The organism is Mycobacterium riyadhense (genome assembly GCF_963853645.1).
In the GTDB taxonomy this organism is placed as follows: domain Bacteria; phylum Actinomycetota; class Actinomycetes; order Mycobacteriales; family Mycobacteriaceae; genus Mycobacterium; species Mycobacterium riyadhense.
The window spans coordinates 833,882-851,032 of sequence record NZ_OY970456.1 but is presented as its reverse complement, the minus strand read 5'-3'; the positions used below and the strand labels follow the sequence as shown (position 1 = coordinate 851,032).

The 17,151-nt window shown below is 65.2% G+C and carries 19 protein-coding genes and 1 pseudogene; 9 read left to right on the top strand and 11 right to left on the bottom strand.

Annotated features, from left to right (window positions below; genetic code table 11):
- Nucleotides 1-101 precede the first annotated feature (101 nt).
- The 5 genes and pseudogenes from AADZ78_RS03800 to cmaA2 all read left to right on the top strand — a co-directional run.
- Nucleotides 102-242, top strand: a pseudogene (locus AADZ78_RS03800) (MMPL family transporter); the annotation flags it as partial.
- A gap of 50 nt (nucleotides 243-292) precedes the next feature.
- The gene (locus AADZ78_RS03795; protein WP_085248367.1) at nucleotides 293-1,555 is read left to right on the top strand and encodes an MFS transporter; all 1,263 of its coding nucleotides are present in this window, start codon (nucleotides 293-295) and stop codon (nucleotides 1,553-1,555) included.
- A gap of 116 nt (nucleotides 1,556-1,671) precedes the next feature.
- The gene (locus tag AADZ78_RS03790) at nucleotides 1,672-2,595 is read left to right on the top strand and encodes an HAD family hydrolase (protein WP_085248365.1); all 924 of its coding nucleotides are present in this window, start codon (nucleotides 1,672-1,674) and stop codon (nucleotides 2,593-2,595) included.
- Nucleotides 2,596-2,698: 103 nt separating this feature from the next.
- Nucleotides 2,699-3,211 carry an FAS1-like dehydratase domain-containing protein gene (locus AADZ78_RS03785; RefSeq protein WP_085248363.1) on the top strand — a complete coding sequence of 171 codons (513 nt, stop codon included), beginning with the start codon at nucleotides 2,699-2,701 and terminating at the stop codon, nucleotides 3,209-3,211.
- Between the two features lie 10 nt (nucleotides 3,212-3,221).
- Complete coding sequence (gene cmaA2, locus AADZ78_RS03780) at nucleotides 3,222-4,130, top strand: cyclopropane mycolic acid synthase CmaA2 (RefSeq protein ID WP_085248361.1); 909 nt, start codon at nucleotides 3,222-3,224, stop codon at nucleotides 4,128-4,130.
- Between the two features lie 8 nt (nucleotides 4,131-4,138).
- Here cmaA2 and AADZ78_RS03775 read toward each other — a convergent pair whose 3' ends face one another.
- The 9 genes from AADZ78_RS03775 to AADZ78_RS03735 form a co-directional block, all read right to left on the bottom strand.
- Entirely contained in the window at nucleotides 4,139-5,230 is a 1,092-nt protein-coding gene (locus AADZ78_RS03775) for a lysophospholipid acyltransferase family protein (RefSeq protein ID WP_139828463.1), read from the bottom strand.
- The gene (locus AADZ78_RS03770; protein WP_085248359.1) at nucleotides 5,212-6,336 is read right to left on the bottom strand and encodes an SDR family oxidoreductase; all 1,125 of its coding nucleotides are present in this window, start codon (nucleotides 6,334-6,336) and stop codon (nucleotides 5,212-5,214) included. Before AADZ78_RS03770 ends, AADZ78_RS03775 begins: the two co-directional genes overlap by 19 nt.
- Before the next feature lie 91 nt (nucleotides 6,337-6,427).
- Nucleotides 6,428-6,529, bottom strand: coding sequence for a 30S ribosomal protein bS22 (locus AADZ78_RS03765; RefSeq protein ID WP_003402602.1), 102 nt, complete (start codon nucleotides 6,527-6,529; stop codon nucleotides 6,428-6,430).
- A gap of 110 nt (nucleotides 6,530-6,639) precedes the next feature.
- Complete coding sequence (locus tag AADZ78_RS03760) at nucleotides 6,640-6,897, bottom strand: cell division/environmental response transcriptional regulator (RefSeq protein ID WP_085248357.1); 258 nt, start codon at nucleotides 6,895-6,897, stop codon at nucleotides 6,640-6,642.
- Between the two features lie 139 nt (nucleotides 6,898-7,036).
- Nucleotides 7,037-7,912: a pyrroline-5-carboxylate reductase gene (proC, locus tag AADZ78_RS03755; protein WP_204080338.1), complete on the bottom strand. Its 876-nt coding sequence runs from the start codon at nucleotides 7,910-7,912 to the stop codon at nucleotides 7,037-7,039.
- A gap of 36 nt (nucleotides 7,913-7,948) precedes the next feature.
- On the bottom strand, nucleotides 7,949-8,791 hold the full coding sequence (locus AADZ78_RS03750) for a thioesterase family protein (RefSeq protein ID WP_085248353.1): 843 nt from the start codon (nucleotides 8,789-8,791) through the stop codon (nucleotides 7,949-7,951).
- 1 nt (nucleotide 8,792) lies between these two features.
- Entirely contained in the window at nucleotides 8,793-9,635 is an 843-nt protein-coding gene (locus AADZ78_RS03745) for a sugar phosphate isomerase/epimerase family protein (protein ID WP_085248351.1), read from the bottom strand.
- A 12-nt stretch (nucleotides 9,636-9,647) separates the two neighbouring features.
- On the bottom strand, nucleotides 9,648-10,601 hold the full coding sequence (locus AADZ78_RS03740; RefSeq protein WP_085248349.1) for a hypothetical protein: 954 nt from the start codon (nucleotides 10,599-10,601) through the stop codon (nucleotides 9,648-9,650).
- Entirely contained in the window at nucleotides 10,598-11,617 is a 1,020-nt protein-coding gene (locus AADZ78_RS03735) for a Ppx/GppA phosphatase family protein (RefSeq protein WP_085248347.1), read from the bottom strand. The genes AADZ78_RS03740 and AADZ78_RS03735 overlap by 4 nt, the downstream gene beginning before the upstream one ends.
- Before the next feature lie 94 nt (nucleotides 11,618-11,711).
- On the opposite strand from AADZ78_RS03735, the gene AADZ78_RS03730 reads away from it, so the two are divergent.
- Entirely contained in the window at nucleotides 11,712-12,491 is a 780-nt protein-coding gene (locus AADZ78_RS03730) for a hypothetical protein (RefSeq protein WP_085248345.1), read from the top strand.
- A 70-nt stretch (nucleotides 12,492-12,561) separates the two neighbouring features.
- On the opposite strand, the gene AADZ78_RS03725 is transcribed toward AADZ78_RS03730, so the two are convergent.
- Entirely contained in the window at nucleotides 12,562-13,278 is a 717-nt protein-coding gene (locus tag AADZ78_RS03725; RefSeq protein WP_085248343.1) for a FadR/GntR family transcriptional regulator, read from the bottom strand.
- 29 nt (nucleotides 13,279-13,307) lie between these two features.
- Between AADZ78_RS03725 and AADZ78_RS03720 the strand changes: the two genes are divergently transcribed.
- From AADZ78_RS03720 to AADZ78_RS03710, 3 genes are read left to right on the top strand one after another with little or no spacing between them, the layout of a single operon-like run.
- The gene (locus AADZ78_RS03720) at nucleotides 13,308-14,258 is read left to right on the top strand and encodes a hypothetical protein (RefSeq protein WP_085248341.1); all 951 of its coding nucleotides are present in this window, start codon (nucleotides 13,308-13,310) and stop codon (nucleotides 14,256-14,258) included.
- A complete protein-coding gene (locus AADZ78_RS03715; protein ID WP_085248339.1) occupies nucleotides 14,255-14,584 on the top strand; it encodes a hypothetical protein in 330 nt (109 codons plus the stop codon). Before AADZ78_RS03720 ends, AADZ78_RS03715 begins: the two co-directional genes overlap by 4 nt.
- Nucleotides 14,581-16,446, top strand: a complete 1,866-nt coding sequence (locus AADZ78_RS03710) for a GMC family oxidoreductase (protein WP_085248337.1) — start codon at nucleotides 14,581-14,583, stop codon at nucleotides 16,444-16,446. Before AADZ78_RS03715 ends, AADZ78_RS03710 begins: the two co-directional genes overlap by 4 nt.
- Here AADZ78_RS03710 and regX read toward each other — a convergent pair.
- The gene (regX, locus tag AADZ78_RS03705) at nucleotides 16,443-17,126 is read right to left on the bottom strand and encodes a two-component sensory transduction protein RegX (RefSeq protein WP_085248335.1); all 684 of its coding nucleotides are present in this window, start codon (nucleotides 17,124-17,126) and stop codon (nucleotides 16,443-16,445) included. The two genes, AADZ78_RS03710 and regX, sit on opposite strands and share 4 nt — an antisense overlap.
- Between the last annotated feature and the right edge of the window lie 25 nt (nucleotides 17,127-17,151).

Here is a 17,151-nt window from a genome sequence, read left to right as displayed (position 1 = left end):
TCGCACACAAAGCTGAGATAAGTTTCGCGGAAGGTCCATTAATTGTACGCCATGCTTGAAACTGATACCGAAATTGCGGCCGGGCTGCCGCCGAACGACAGCAGGACATCCTCGGCATCTTGCTGTACCGGACCGTTGCGGCACGGGCGGTGATTCTTCTCTTGGCCACAGTATCCGACTACAACCTGTTGCTGATCTCGCGGCTCACACAAAAAGCTGGAGCCGGTCTAGCTACCGGAATTCGATGGACACGCACCGCCAAAGTGGTTAGCCCAACCGAAGCGGCCTGCTGATGGGGCTATTCGCTCAGTTCCGTAGTTTCAACTATCCGAGTCGTCTTCTGATGATCAACCAGCTCGGCATCAACATGGGGTTCTTCATGTTGATGCCCTATCTGGCGGACTACCTAAGCGGGCCACTTGGGCTGGCTGCGTGGGCGGTGGGTCTGGTGATAGGCGTGCGCCACTTTTCCCACCAGGGCATGTTCTTCGTTGGCGGCACGCTTGCCGATCGATTTGGTTACAAACCACCGATCGTGGCCGGGTGCTTGATGCAAACTGGCGGTTTTGCGTTGCTGGTAGTCGGGCGGTCGCTACCCAGCTTGTTAATCGCTGCGGCTGCAACGGGTTTCGCCTCAGCGCTGTTCAGTCCTGCGGTGCGCGCCTATCTCACTGCTGAGTCAGGTGACCGCAAGGTCGAGGCATTTGCGTTGTTCAACGTCTTCTATCAGGCGGGAATCTTGCTCGGACCGCTAGTTGGATCGGCACTATTGGCACTGGATTTCAGAATAGCCATCCTGGGTGCCGCGGGTGCCTTCGCAGCACTGACTGTCGCTCAGCTGACGGCACTACCCCAGCACGCAGCCGATCCGAATCCGGTAAGCGCGGAAAAGCGCTCGATCCTGCGGGACTGGCGGACGATAGTTGGCAACCGGCATTTTCTGTGGTTCGCCGCCGCAATGACTGGGCGTTACGTGTTGTCATCACAATTCTATTTGGCACTTCCGATCCAGGCGTCCGCCTTGGCGCCACATAACCAATCTTTCTTGGTAGCAGGGATGTTCGCGCTATCGAGCCTGATCACGATCACCATCCAGCTGCGCATCACCAGCTGGTTCGCCTCGCGGTACGAAGCCGGACGCAGCCTGGTTGTCGGGGCGACGGTCATGACAGTGGCGTTGGTGCCCCTCGCGCTTGTCCCGAACGGCCACAGGTTCGGCACCGCGGCCGCAGTAACAGCCTTGTTAGTCACCGCGGTTTTGCTTGCCGCTGCTTCGGCGGTGATGTTTCCGTTCGAGATGCGTACCGTCGCCTTACTATCGGATGATCGGCTGTTGGCGACCCACCAGGGGTTTTACGGCACCATCATCGGAGTCGGAGTCCTTGTCGGCAATTTTGGGGTCGGGTCGCTAATGGGCGCCGCGCACCGCTTCAATACCAACGAAATCATTTGGTGCACACTGGTTCTCGTGGGCTTGGCGGCTGTGGCAGGGTTGCATCGGTTGGAGAGCTGCGTCAGCGGCACTGATCGTGTTCGAAGACAACAGCGGGCATGATCTCGGGTGGTTTCTGCGCGTTGGTGAACTAAATAACCTCGATACCTTTGCCGGATAGGGTTGAGATTGGCCACAGCATCGGCCAGGGCCGGGCATAGCGATATCGGAGGTATGTGATGGCTTCGTATCCGTCTGGTCGCTCTAGCCCCGAGGGCACCGGCGATTGCGCCGGTCGCGTAGACCTGGAGTCGCTGGCTGGCAGCGCCAGCGCCGAACGTGCGCTGGACGATATCCGCCCCGCCGCCGACGATAGTGGTCACCAGCCGCCGATCGACTTGACCGCCGCCGCGTTCTTCGATGTGGACAACACGCTGGTGCAGGGCTCCTCGGCGGTGCATTTCGGCCGCGGGCTGGCCGCTCGCGACTACTTCACCTACCGCGATGTCCTCGGATTCATCTACGCCCAGGCGAAGTTCCAGCTGCTGGGCAAGGAGAACAGTGACGACGTCGCCGCAGGCCGCCGCAAAGCGCTCGCGTTCATTGAGGGCCGGTCGGTTGAGCAGCTGATCGCCCTGGGCGAGGAGATCTACGACGAAATCATCGCCGACAAGATCTGGTCAGGTACCCGCGAGCTCACCCAGATGCACCTCGATGCCGGTCAGCAGGTGTGGCTGATAACCGCCACGCCATATGAGCTTGCAGCGACCATCGCGCGCCGACTCGGCCTGACCGGCGCCCTGGGCACGGTCGCCGAGTCGGTCGACGGGGTATTCACCGGCAGGCTCGTCGGGGAGATCCTGCACGGAACCGGCAAGGCCCACGCGGTGCGGTCGCTGGCAATCCGCGAGGGACTCAACCTCAAGCGCTGCACCGCGTACTCAGACAGCTTCAACGATGTACCCATGCTGTCGCTGGTAGGTACTGCGGTCGCCATCAACCCCGACGCCCGCCTGCGCAGTTTGGCCCGCGAACGCGGATGGGAGATCCGCGACTTCCGAACTGCTCGCAAGGCCGCGCGGATCGGGGTGCCGTCGGCCCTGGCTCTGGGCGCCGCCGGGGGCGCGCTGGCGGCTCTGGCATCCCGGCGGCAATCCCGCTGATAAGCTGCGCCGTTAGCCCGACGACAATGCGGCCCGCGCAGCGGGGCGAGGAGGAGCCGGGCAATGGGGCCTAGCAACCATTAGAGCGGAGAGCGGCAGCGGCATGACACTTCCCGAAGGTGCCCAAGGAATCATCGGCAGCCATTACCGGGCACCGGACCATTTCGAGGTCGGACGGGAAAAGATTCGCGAGTTCGCGGGCGCCGTCCACGACGACCACCCAACCCACTTCGATGAGGCCGCCGCCGCCGAGGCCGGTTACGACGAGCTGGTGGCGCCGCTGACCTTCCTGGCGGTAGCCGGCCGGCGCGTGCAGCTGGAGATTTTCACCAAGTTCAACATCCCGATCAACATCGCCCGGGTCTTCCATCGCGACCAGAAGTTCCGGTTTCACCGGCCAATCTTGGCCCAAGACAAGCTGCACTTCGACACCTATCTAGACTCGGTGATCGAATCCCATGGCACCGTGCTCGCCGAAATCCGCAGCGAAGTCACAGATGCCGACGGGAAGCCGGTGGTCACCAGCGTCGTCACAATGCTGGGAGAGGCCGCCCACCAAGATGCCGGCGCTGAAGAAACCGTCGCCGCAATTGCATCCATATCAGCCGGAAAGTAGGGTCGATTTAATGACGTCACAGGGCGAAACGGGTGGCACGCAGCTCAAGCCACCGGTCGAAGCAGTCCAATCCCACTACGACCGATCGAACGAGTTCTTCAAGCTGTTCCTCGATCCCTCGATGACCTACAGCTGTGCGTACTTCGAAGAACGTCCCGGCATGACGCTGGAAGAAGCCCAGTACGCAAAGCGCAAGCTAGCGCTGGACAAGCTCAACCTCGAGCCCGGCATGACGCTGCTCGACATCGGTTGCGGCTGGGGCTCAACCATGCGGCACGCCGTCGCGGAATACGACGTCAACGTCATCGGCTTGACGCTGAGCGAGAACCAGTTCGCCCATGACAAGGCGAAGTTCGCCGAGATGGACAGCCCTCGTCGCAAAGAGGTGCGGCTGCAAGGCTGGGAGCAGTTCGACGAGCCGGTGGACCGCATCGTGTCCCTCGGCGCGTTCGAGCACTTCGCGGACGGCGCCGGCGACGCCGGATTCGAACGCTACGACACCTTCTTCAAGAAGTACTACAACTTGTTGCCCGACGACGGCAGGATGCTGCTGCACACGATCACGATCCCCGACAAGGAGGAAGCTGAAGCGCTCGGCTTGACGTCGCCGATGAGCCTGCTGCGCTTCATCAAGTTCATCTTGACCGAGATCTTTCCCGGCGGCCGGCTGCCCAGGATCTCGCAGATCGACCACTATTCCTCCAACGCCGGATTCAAGATCGAGCGCTACCACCGGATCGGCTCCAATTACGTGCCGACGTTGAACGCCTGGGCCGACGCGCTCGAAGCGCATAAGGAGAAGGCCATCGAGCTGCAGGGCCAAGAGGTCTACGACATCTACATGCACTACCTGAGAGGCTGCTCGGACCTGTTCCGCGACAAGTACACCGACGTCTGCCAGTTCACCCTGGTGAAGTAGGCCGCGAATTAACCCAAGAAGATGTTGCGACGCCCAGCCAGTAGCCGGTATAGCGTCTGCTGGATCGTCTCGCGCACTTGGTCGGTCAACTCGAAGGTGACCATCGGGTCCTCGGCGTCGCTGGTTGCGTAGTCCGCGGTGTAGATCGGCTCACCAAACGCGATGCGCCATTTCGACGGCAGCGGGACCAGGCCGGCGGGACCGGCGAGCGGGAACAGCGGCGTGACCGGAAAGTAGGGCAAGCCGAACAGCCGCGCCAGCAGCTTGACGTCGGTCAACATGGGATAGATCTCTTCGGAGCCGATGATCGAACACGGCACAATCGGCGCCTTCGTGCGCAGCGCCGCCGAAACGAAACCGCCGCGACCAAACCGCTGCAACCGGTAGCGGTCCTCAAATCGCTTGCCCAGGCCCTTGTAGCCCTCCGGAAACACCGCGGTCAGTTCACCCAAGGCGAGCAACCGGTGCGCGTCCGTCGTGCAGGCCATGGTGTGGCCCGCCTTCCGGGCCGCTTCGCCGATCACGGGCAGGTCGAACACCATGTCCGCGGCTAGCAGCCGCAGATCCCGCTCCGCCGGATGCTCGTCGTGAACCGCGATCGACAACATCAACCCGTCGAACGGCAATACGCCGGCGTGATTGGCGACCACTAGCGCTGCGCCATCGCTAGGGATGTTCTCGATACCGCTGACTTCGACCCGGAACCACGATTTGAAGAAGAACCTCAGCAAAGGCCGAACGATCGCGTTATTGAAGTGTGGGTCGAACCCGAATTCGTCGACGGCGTAATCACCGGTCAATCGTTGCCGCAGAAATCCGGCGACCGCGGCGACACGCTGCGCAAGGTCGTTGAGCGGCGCCTCGGGTGTCGGAGTCGCACCGGCGATGCGGCGGTGCTCATCGATTTCACGAACGACAGCAGCAATCTGTTCGGCCGATGCCCGCCCGTTCGGATCAGACAGCAACGAGGGATGCTGACGAGACGCCTCGGCCCGTTGACCGGCACGCCGCCGCGCGGCTACCCGACCCCGATTGGTGTGCAGTGGAATGACATTCGCTCTGGACTCACCCGCCACGATATCTACCTGACCCCACCCCATGGAATTGGCTTTCGACTACCCCAGCGCTGCGCCAAGGCTATTGCGCGACCCTCCAAGGAGCGTACCCGATGTGGGTCGATAATGGGAGTCAAGCCTCGGCCGCGGACGTAGTTGTCGAACGCCTCGGCCGTCGTCCACTTGGGGTGGAAGCCGAGTTCAGAACGCATTCTGGTGGTGTCCATAACGCGGCCGTAACTCAAGTAATCAAATTGTTCCCGATTGATTTCGGTGTAACGATTAGCTCGCCTCAGCGAATCCAGGGCCCACACCCCAAACCCGGGTACCGGTATCGGGATTCGCCCGGCGCGACGGATCGCCTGCGACAGCATGATGATGCCGTCGGCACCGATGTTGAACGTGCCGGCCTTGCCGGCCATGGCTGCACGCTCCAGCGCGCCCAGTGCATCCTGCTCGTGCAGCAACTGCAGTCGCGCATCGCGGCCGAGCATCGTCGGCACCAAAGGCCCAGCTAAATACCGTGACAGCGTGGTATCCATCGCCGGTCCGATCATGTTGGCTAACCGCAAGATAGTCACCGCGATGTCGGGCCGACGCCGGCCCAGCCCACGCACGTAACCCTCGATATCGAGGCTGTCCTTCGCGAAGCCCTCCCGGAAGGGACGACGGCTGACGCTGTCCTCGGTGAATACCACCGGATCATGGGGACTCGAACCGTAAACCTCAGAGGTCGATTTCAGCACGACGCGGCGCACCGATGGCGCCTTCTGACAGGCTGCGAACAATTGCATCGCGCCCATCACGTTGAGCTCCTTCAACGCCGCGCTGCCCCCGGATCGCGGCGCATACGACGCCGCCGCGGCGTGCACCACCGTGTCGACGTCGCCGTTTCGAATCACCTTGGCAATAAACGGATTACGGATGTCGGCACGAACAAACTCGGCCCGGCCCATGCGGCGCAGCATGTCCTTGCTCGGCGCGATCGCGTCGACCGCAATGACACCGTTGATCAGCGGATTCTGCGCAAGCCGGGCGGTCAGGTAGCCACCGAGAAACCGGCACGCACCAGTAACCAGCACGACCTTCGGGTAATGCACATTGTCGGCGCCGCCGGTTGCGCCGCCACTCCGGCTGTCGGACGAATCCACCCCGATAGCCTAGCCGCGGGGAGAAACGGGCGCGTTACGGCAGGATGACGGTCCGCGCGCGGCTAACCCGCTTTCGGGCCGGGTCGGCGCGCTACTTGCCAAGTTTTCTGCGCTGCACCCGGGTGCGGCGCAGTAGCTTGCGGTGCTTCTTCTTCGACATGCGCTTGCGCCGCTTCTTGATTACTGAACCCATGGACTCCGCTATCTGACCCGTGTCTGCTTCGTGAAATGACCCGGTCACCTTACCCGGCCCGGCGTACGGAACGCCAAACCGGCCACGGGCTCAGCAGGCTGGTTGCCCCTCTAGCCAGCGTCGAAGTACGAAGTCTCCAGCATGTCGTGAACCGCCTTGGCATGCACCCGGAAGGACCGCCCCACCCGGACCGCGGGCAGCTCGCCGTTGTGCACCAGCCGGTAGACCGTCATCTTGGACACCCGCATCAGTGCCGCCACCTCGGCGACGGTGAGGAATTGTGTCCGACCCTGCTGTGCCTCGACAGGACCGGTGTCCCGCCCCTTGCCTGCAGTATCCCGTGCCGATGGCCCGTTCGTAGACGTCATCGCAACCCAATCGTGTCAGGCACGCGCAAACCCAGCGGCTTCCCCTCCGCTGGCCCCACACATGCATACACAGAGGAGAATAGCGGGACTAGTGGGGTTACTGGTACTGGTGGGGGACAATCAGTTTGAAAATCTTGAATTATTCCGATGTAATTCTTAGCTGCTCAGAGCGGCTTTTGGCGGCCTGTACCGCCGCGTCGACAGCCACCCGAAACCCGCCGCGTTCAAGTTCGCGCAGCGCAGCGGCGGTGGTACCGCCGGGCGAGGTCACCGAGGCACGCAGCTCCGATGGCGAGGAATCCACGCGCAACCCGAGCGGCTCACCGTCGGCCGTTCGCCGTTGTTCATCCATTCGCTCCAGCAGCATTGCCGCGGACCCGGCCATGGTCTGCGCGGACAGGTCGGTGGCCACCTGACGGCTCAATCCCGCCGCGACACCGGCATCCACCAACGCCTCCACAAGCAGGAAGAAATACGCCGGCCCCGAGCCGGACACCGCCGTGACCGCGTCCATTTGCGACTCCGGAACGGTCAGCACCCCGCCGACCGCGTCGAACAGTGCGGAGACCTCATCGAGCTGCTGCGGGGTGACGAAACGACCCCTGGCCAGCGCGGTTACCCCCGCGCCCACCAACGCCGCCGCATTGGGCATGGCCCGTATCACCGGCGTTCCGGCCGGCAGCTTGGATTCGAAGTACGTGATGGTGATGCCTGCCGCGACAGTCACGAACACCTGCTCAGCGCTGGTGTTGTCGGCCGCGGCCGCCGCATTAGCGAGATCGCCGATCACGGCCTCGACATCGGCGGGCTTTACGGCGACGACAACAAACGTCGCGTTTTCTACCGCGTCCGCTACCGACGTCACCAACACGGAATAGGTTTCCGAGAGGTACTTGGCCCGATCCGGCATCCGTTCGGCCACCACCAAATCTTTAACCCGCCGCCCCGCCCGCAGCAGACCCGACAGCAACGCCTCACCGATGCTGCCGCCGCCGATGATCGCGATTCTTGCCATGCCCGACAGCATCGCAGACGGCTTTCGCCACGAGCCCTACCGGGCAGCCGGTCGGGGAGGTACTAGCGCCAGTTGTCGTGACTGCGCCACGATGCGACCCATCTGGTCGACGACGATGTGGTCTTCGTCGAACCAGTCGTGCCCGATCTCCACGCAGGTGCAAATCACTCGCAACCAGCCGTCGACGGGCATGGCCCGGAGGAAGGCGGTGAGCTGAACGGTGGGCGCCCAGCCGGTGCGATCCACCGCGACGGTCACGGGCGCCGACAAGTCCCCGCACATGAGAGCAAACAGCGCATCGGGCGCGACGCCGCGCGGGCGGGCCCACATCTGTAGTACCGGAGGCCGTCCGCTGGCACTGGGTTCCAGCGTGGACAGCAACGGTCGGACATCGCAGCCTTCACCCAGGTTCACCAGCCCGGCCAGGCGGTGACCAGGCCCGATCGGTGCGACGTCGGCGGGCGGTTCGGGTGCCATCAGGTCCACGACCGGGTTGGCCGATAACAACGGCGCCGTTGCGCCGGGTAGGTGGTGCTCCGGCTCGCCCAGCGTGACCACGGCGTGCACCGCGGTGCGCTCGCCCTGGATGAGTTCGACGTCCACCACACTGATCCGGCGGCCGCGCTTGCGGATCGCGGTCACCAGCCGCATTTCCCCCGGATCGGGCGCCCACAGAAAGTTCGCCGAAACCACGACAGGCTGCAGCCGGTCGTCGCCGTAAGCTCTGCGGGCGGCGTTGGCGCACAGGGCCACCATCGCGCCGCCATGCACCTTGGGGCCGATGGTCCAGTGCGTACCCAGCTCGCCCGCAAACGCCCGACCATTGCGACCGGAGTCGATCTCCCGCAGCGCCATCGCGGTGGTGAACAACGCCGTCATGTCAGCGCAGCAGGTGCGTACGCGCGAACTGCAGGGACTCGGCCAGCATGGACTCGCGCTCGTTGGCCGAACGTGCGCTCGAAGTCGACACCTCCAAAATGACGTGGCCGGCGAAGCCGCCGCTGGCCAGCATTTGGCACACCTCGGCGGTGGGTTGCGTCCCGCGCCCGGGCACCATGTGTTCATCGGCGGGCAGCCCGCTGCCGTCGCACAGGTGCAGGTGCACCAACCCCGAGGCCATCCGCCGGGCCATGGCTAGCGCGTCGGTACCCGCTGTGGCGGTGTGCGAGAGGTCCAGCGTGTAGTGCTCGTGGTTGCCGTCCAGCGGGTCGTAGGACGGGGCAAACGCCGAAATCGCCGGACCCGGGCCGCCGCCGCGCCTGCGCATGCGTTCGCGGGACTGATCGGCCCCGAAGAATCGATCGGCCCGAAAGGGAAACATGTTTTCCACCGCCACCACCACGTCGCTGGATGCCTCTAGGGCGGCAACCTGTTCGCTGAATCCCTCGGCGTAACGCCGTTGCCACCGAAACGGTGGGTGCACGACGACCGTTTGGGCGTCCAGCTGTTCGGCGGCCCGCACACTGCGGTCTAACTTGAGGATCGGATTGGCACCCCACACCCGCTGCGAGATCAGCAGGCAGGGCGCGTGCACGGACAACACCGGCATGCGGTAGCGGCGCGACAGCTTCTTGACGGCATGGATGTCCTGGCTGACCGACTCGCCCCACACCATCAGCTCGACGCCGTCATAGCCGAGCCTGGCCGCATACTCAAATGCGGCCTCCGCCCGCAACGGGTACACCGAGGCCGTCGATAAACCGACTTTGATGGCTGGGCGCAAGGCTGCCGGCGCCTAGCCCGATTGCAACAGTGCCAGCGGTCCTAGGGTGATCAACGCCCCTACCGCAACCGCGATCAACGTACTGGCGATGTCCTCGGTCTTGCGGACGACGCGCACGCCGACCACTAGGCCCAGGATGACCAATACCGAAAGCACCAGTGCCACGATGCTGTTCCAACGCCACAGCTGATCGAAGGCGATGAACAGCCCGGCGCCGAACACAACGGCCAGGATCGATTGAAACACGATCACCGTTGCGTGCCACAATGCCGTGATCGTCCGCGGCGCGCGGCGAGCGACCTGAGCTTCGTCTGCGAGATCCTCTTCGAGCAGCGCCTGGGTCTGCTCCTGGCCGCGCCGGCGAGCCATCTCATCGGCGATCGACTGCCCGCCGAACAGTGTTCCTTCGTCGGCCTGCAGGTAGGAACGCACGTACGCAGAATCCTCGGCCGCCGATTCCACGTCGCGAACCTCGGTGTCCATGACGTCCACGGAGGTATCGCCGTAGTGCTCCACCGGATCGGGGTTCATGTGCTCGGCACCGGATTGCTGCCCGGCAAGCTCGGCTTCGCTCGACCCGGTGTGGCGCAGCGGCCTTGGATATTCACTCCGCTCCGGCCCGGACGCGCGTCGAGGGACCGGCTCGGACCTAGGCCAGCGAGGTTCGGGTTCAGACCAGTACACCGTCTTGGTCGGTTCTGAGACCGGCTCAGGGGCAGGTTGCGGGGCCGGCTCGACGACAACCTCGGCTCGTGGCTTGGCCTTCTGGTCATGCTCGTCACGGATGATCGGGATTTCGCCGGTTAGCTCCGCGACCGTGATTGCGTCGCTGTCGCCCCGCCGGCGGCGCCGCCGCCGGGAGACGGCCGGAGCACCGACGTTTCCATTCCTGGCCAGCAATTCGGCCACCGAGATCTGCCGGCTAGAGTCCTCGGAGTTCGCTGTCTCGGAGTGTGGTTCGGTCATGGTTTATTGCCTCTCGATCGGTTGGCCGCGTTCCGATCAACTACCTGACCTTTAGCATCGCGCACCGAAGTCTCGACGAGAGCAGTTCCGTCGGCTTCACTGTCGAGTTTGCGCAAGATGAGACCTTCCCGTAGCGCCCACGGGCAGATATCCACCGTTTCTATCGACAGCGCTCGCATGCTCGCCTCGGCCACCAGAGCGCCCGCCACGATCTGCGGTGCGCGCTCGGCGCTGACTCCTTCCAGTTCTGCACGGTCAACCGCCGTCATCCTAGAGATAAATGCAATTAGTTGCCGCAGACCGTTGGCCGTCAAGGTTCTCTTTACCCGCGGCCCGTCGGCCGACGGGGCGGCGCCGGTGAGGCGCGCCAACGACCGGAACGTCTTCGACGTCGCCACCGCGAGATCGGGCTCGCCGGCTTCCAGGACGGTCGCGCTGGCCTCCGCAACCTCGGCGTCCAGCCAATCACGCAGCATCGCCACCCGGCGGCGCCCGGGCGGATCGTCAGGCAGCCATTCGCGCGTCAACCGCCCGGCACCCAGCGGCAGCGACAACGCGACCTCGGGCTCCTCGTCCACGCCGCTGGACAACTCCAGCGATCCACCACCGATGTCGAGGTTGATGATGCGTCCCGCGCTCCACCCGAACCACCGGCGCACCGCCAGGAAGGTCAGTCGCGACTCGTCGACACCGCGCAGCACCTGCAGCTCGACACCGGTCTCTTTGCGCACCCGGGCGAGCACGTCATCGGAATTCTCGGCATCTCGGACCGCGGATGTGGCGAAGGCCATCAACTCGGCACAACCGGAGCTGACCGCGATCTTGGCGAATTCGTCGATCGTGGAAACCAGCTTGTCGGCGCCACGCTTGGTGATCTTGCCCGAGCTGTCGGTGGCCTCGGACAGCCGCAGCGTGGCCTTCGTCGAACTCATCGGTGTCGGATGCCCACCACGATGAGCGTCGACCACCAGCAGGTGGACCGTATTGCTCCCCACGTCCAGCACGCCCAATCGCACGAAACACAAACTAGCCGGGCGAAGATTCCGGCGTGTCGCGACCCGTGCACCCGACCCGCAATCGAGGCGCAAATCTTGGTCTAACGTTGACACCGTGGCAAATTCGCGCCCGCGACAAGAGGTCGAATTGGACTTCGCCCGCGAATGGGTGGAGTTCTACGACCCCGACAATCCTGAGCATCTGATCGCAGCCGACCTCACCTGGTTGCTGTCGCACTGGACGTGCGTCTTCGGCACGCCGGCCTGCCAGGGCACCGTCGCGGGCCGGCCGCACGACGGATGTTGCTCGCACGGCGCGTTCCTCTCCGACGATGACGATCGCGCCCGGTTGGACGACGCGGTCAAAAAGCTCACCACCGACGATTGGCAATTTCGCGAGAAAGGCTTGGGCCGCAAGGGGTACCTGGAGCTCGACGAGCATGATGGCCAGTCCCAGTTTCGCACCCGCAAACACAAGGACGCCTGCATCTTTTTGAACCGGCCAGGGTTCAAAGGCGGCGCCGGCTGCGCGCTGCACAGCAAGGCCCTCAAGCTGGGCGTGGCGCCGCTGACGATGAAACCCGACGTCTGCTGGCAATTGCCGATCCGGCGTAGCCAGGAGTGGGTGACCCGGCCGGACGGCACGGAGATCCTCAAGACCACCCTCACCGAATACGATCGCCGCGGCTGGGGCGCCGGGGGCGCGGACCTGCATTGGTATTGCACCGGCGATCCCGCCGCCCACGTCGGCGCCAAGCAGGTGTGGGAAAGCCTGGCCGACGAACTCACCGAACTGCTGGGCGAGAAGGCTTACGGTGAATTGGCGGCAATGTGCAAACGCCGCAGCAAATTGGGGCTGGTTGCCGTGCATCCCGCAACGCGAGCGGCCAGGTAGCTAGGCCGAGCAGACGCAAAAGCCCCCAAAACTGGCCTGTTTTGGGGGCTTTTGCGTCTGCTCGGCCAAACTAGCCGCCGTTCGTGTAGGCCGCCACCATGCGCAACGCGCTGGCGTTCAGATACGCCTCGACGGTCCCGGCGGCATTTTCGCCGTCGCCCGAAACGACCGCCTCGGTGATCGCCCGCAGATCGGCCACCACTGGCGCGGCGTCGTTGTAGGCTCCGGTGAGTTCGTGCTCGCGGCCGCCGAAGGCTTGCTCGACCCAGCGATACAGCAACCCCAATGCGCGGTTGCGGGTGCTGTGAATGAGCACCCGGAAGTAGGCGAGATCGGCCGCCTGCCGCTCTGCGGGGGTGTTCGCCTCTTGCACCACCGCGAGCGCCACACGCAACGCGTCGGAATCCTCGGGCGTGTTCCGGTCGGCCGCTAACCGGCCGATCAACGGGCCCAACGCGGCGCGGATCTCAAGCAACTCGACGAGGAAGTCCGGGCCCAGTTTGCGGACCAACGCCTCAACCACCGCGGGATGAGTGAGGCTCTGGGGGTCACAGACCACGCTGCCACTGCCGTGGCGGACCTCGATAAGACCCATCTGCTGCAGCCGGGCCAGGCCCTGGCGCAACGATGTGCGGTTGACACCCAACTGCTCTGCGAGCTCGCGCTCGGGCGGCAACGCCGAGCCGGGCGGGAAAACTCCATCGAGGATCGCGTCGGCGATCGACGTGGCGATCTGCTCGTCCACACGCTGACGATTCGGCGGCTGAATCTTGAGTGATTGGTTCATTGGCTCAACCAATATAGTAGGCTGGCCGGGTGGACGATGAACTGCGCTCGGCCAGCGCGCCGCGTTGGCGGGGTAAGGCCGGCCGGTTGGAGGTTTGGTACGCCACCCTCTCGAATCCGCTGACCCGTGCCGGCCTCTGGGTTCACTGCGAGACCGTCGCCCCGACCTCCGGTGTTCCGTATGCCCACGGCTGGACAACCTGGTTTCCACCCGACGGCACGCCGCGCACCGAGCGCTTCGGACCGGAGCCCGCTCAGCCCGCGACCGGGGCAGCCTGGTTCGACAACGCGGGGGCACGAGTGGGGCCGCACGAGCTGACCGGGCGGGCGGGATCCCTGGCATGGGAGCTGTCCTGGAAGGACCCGACGGCGCCACTGTGGACATTTCCATGTGTGGCGTGGGAACGCGAGCTGCTGCCGGGCGCCCAGGTGGTGCTGGCCCCCACCGCCGACTTCACGGGCTCACTGACCGTCGACGACACAATCCATTCCGTCGGCGGCTGGCGCGGCGGCGTTGCCCACATCTACGGGCACGGCAACGCCAAGCGCTGGGGATGGATCCATGCCGACCTCGGTGACGGCGACGTGGTGGAAGCAGTAACCGCCGTCTCGCACAAACCCGGTCTACGCCGGCTTGCGCCGATGGCGTTCGTTCGCTTCCGCATCGACGGAAAAGACTGGCCCGCAAGCACTTTGCCGTCGCTACGGATGCGGACCACGCTCGGCTTGCAGCATTGGCAGCTGGAGGGGCGCATCGGCGGCCGCGAGGTGCTGATCCGCGTCGACCAACCGCCCGAGCGGTGTGTGAGCCTGCAATACACCGATCCCGATGGGGGAAAAGCGGTGTGCACCAACACCGAGCAGGCCGACATCCATATCGATATCGACGACCGGCACTGGTCGGTGCTGGGCACCGGGCACGCCGAAGTCGGCCTGCGCGGCGCCCACGCGCCGGCCGTCAACGAAAGGACGCCGTCGTGAGTTTCGCCCTCGACCCACCGCTGCTGGTCATCGCTGGACTGCTCATCGAGCGCCGGCTGCCCGAAGAGCGGCGCGACGTCGCCGAAGCGGCCACCCTCGGCGTCTTCTTCGCCGGATCGTTTGGGCTCTACAACAACGTGCCCGGGCTAGGACTGCTCTGGCGGCCGTTCCGCTCGCAGAACGGCCGCGACTTCATGTGGAACAGCGGCGTTTTCAGCGTGGAGACCGAGCAAGCCGAGTGGCCGCTGCACGCGACGGCCGGCGCCATTTTCGCCACCTACCCGTTTTTCCTCAAACTCGGGCGGCGGCTCGGACGCCGCAAATGAGCCGTCTCGCCGATCGGGCTACCGCTTCGTTCGGCACCGCGTTACTACCCGAGGAGCGCGGCGGTCCGTCGGCGGCCGAGTTGGTCGAGCGCGTCGACCGCTACGTCATGCGAATGCCTACCTCCTCGCGGCTGGCGGTGCGTGTCGGTCTGCTGTCACTGGCCGCGGCGAGCTACCTGACCACCGGCCGATCGCTGTCGCGGCTCGGGCCCGCCGAGCGGGAACTGGTGCTGCGTCGGGTCGCCGTGCTGAGCCCGGATGCCGGCGCGGCCGTGGACGGCTTGAAGGCCATCGTGCTGCTGGCCAACGGCGCAGACACCTATGCGCAGGAATTGCTCTCCCGCGCGCAGCAACACGACGTTGCGCGCCCCGACGCGGCCTTGAACGTCACCTCGTCGAGCGAGAGCCCGTCCGTCGTTACCACCGATGCCGTGGTCGTCGGCTCCGGCGCCGGCGGCGCGATGGTGGCGCGCACCCTGACACGGGCAGGCATGAACACCGTTGTGCTCGAAGAGGGGCGGCGCTGGACGGTCGAGGAATTCCGTACCACCCACCCAATCGACCGCTTTTCCGGCCTGTACCGCGGCGCCGGGGCAACCGTCGCACTGGGGCGTCCGGCGGTGATGCTACCGATGGGGCGGGCGGTCGGCGGCACCACCGTCATCAACTCCGGCACCTGCTACCGGCCGCCACTTGCCGTGCAGCGACGTTGGCGCGACGAATTCGGCCTCGGGCTAGCCGACCCGGACCGGTTGGCCGGCCAACTTGACGAGGTGGAGCGCACTCTGCGCGTCGCGCCCGTGCCGCTGGACGTCATGGGCCGCAACGGGAACCTGCTGCTGGACGCCGCCAAGTCGCTGGGCTGGCAAGCGGCTCCCATTCCGCGCAATGCGCCCGGTTGTGAAGGCTGCTGCCAGTGCGCGATCGGCTGCCCGCGCAACGCCAAATTCGGCGTACACCTCAACGCCCTGCCTCAGGCCTGCGCGGCCGGCGCGCGGATCGTTTCGCAGGCGCGGGTCGAACGGGTGCTGCACGAATATGGACGGGCTCGCGGGGTGCGTGCCCGCCGGCCTGATGGGACCGCGATCGACGTGCTCGCCGAGGCCGTCGTGGTGGCCGCCGGTGCTACCGAGACGCCAGGTCTGTTGCGGCGCAGCGGCCTTGGTGGACATCCGCGGCTCGGCCGGAACCTCGCGGTGCATCCAGCGACGATGCTCGCCGGGCGCTTCGACGACGATGTTTACGCGTGGCGCGGCGTGCTCCAAAGCGCTGCGGTGCACGAGTTTCACGAGTCCGACGGCGTGCTGATCGAAGCGACCTCAACGCCGCCCGGCATGGGGTCGATGATCTTCCCCGGCTACGGAGCCGAGCTGCTGCGCTGGCTCGACCGGGCACCCCAGGTCGCGACCTTCGGTGCGCTGGTGGCCGATCAGGGCGTCGGCTCGGTGCTGGCGGTGCGCGGCGAAACGCTGGTGCGGTACCACATCGCCCAGGCCGACCTCGCCAAGTTGCGGGTGGCGCAGGAGGCTATCGGTCGGCTGCTCTTCGCCGCCGGCGCCGTCGAGGTGCTCACCGGCCTGCCCGGCGCGATGACCGCAACCTCGTTCCCCGCGCTGCAGGACGTGTTGCGGCAAACTCACCCCCGCAGCCTGCACCTGGCTGCCTTCCATCCCACGGGCACGGCGGCCGCCGGCGCCGACGAGCAGTTCTGTCCGGTCGACGAGACCGGCCGGCTGCGCGGCGTCAACGGTGTGTGGGTTGCCGACGCGTCAATCCTGCCCAGCTGCCCGGAGGTGAACCCGCAGGTGTCGATCATGGCGATGGCGTTAGCGGTCGCCGACCAGATCGTCGGCGCCCGCTAGCCCTCGAGCTTGTAACCCAAGCCCCGCACCGTCACCAGGTGCACCGGATTGGCCGGATCGGCCTCGATCTTGGACCGCAACCGCTTGACGTGGACGTCGAGCGTCTTGGTGTCGCCGACGTAGTCCGCACCCCAGACCCGATCGATCAGCTGTCCGCGGGTCAGCACCCGCCCACTGTTGCGCATCAGGTATTCCAGTAGGTCGAATTCCTTCAGCGGCAACGTAATGGTGTCACCGTTCACCGAGACGACATGGCGTTCGACGTCCATCCGGACCGGCCCGGATTCCAGGACGCCATCGCCGATTTCGGAGTCGTCGTCGCCACCACGGCGCAGCACCGCCCGGATCCGTGCGATCAACTCGCGTGCCGAATAGGGCTTGGTCACGTAATCGTCGGCACCGAGTTCCAGGCCGACCACCTTGTCAATCTCGCTGTCCCGAGCGGTCACCATGATCACCGGCACGCTGCAACGGGCACGCAGCTGCTTGCACACATCAGTTCCCGACATCCCTGGCAGCATCAAGTCGAGCAACACGATGTCGGCGCCAGCCCGGTCGAACTCGGCGAGCGCCGCGGGACCATCGGTCACCACCGTGGCCTCAAAGCCCTCCTTGCGCAGCAGAAACGCCAACGGATCGGCCAACGACTCCTCGTCCTCTACGATCAGCACACTCGTCATCTGCGCAACGCCTCCTCATCGCTTC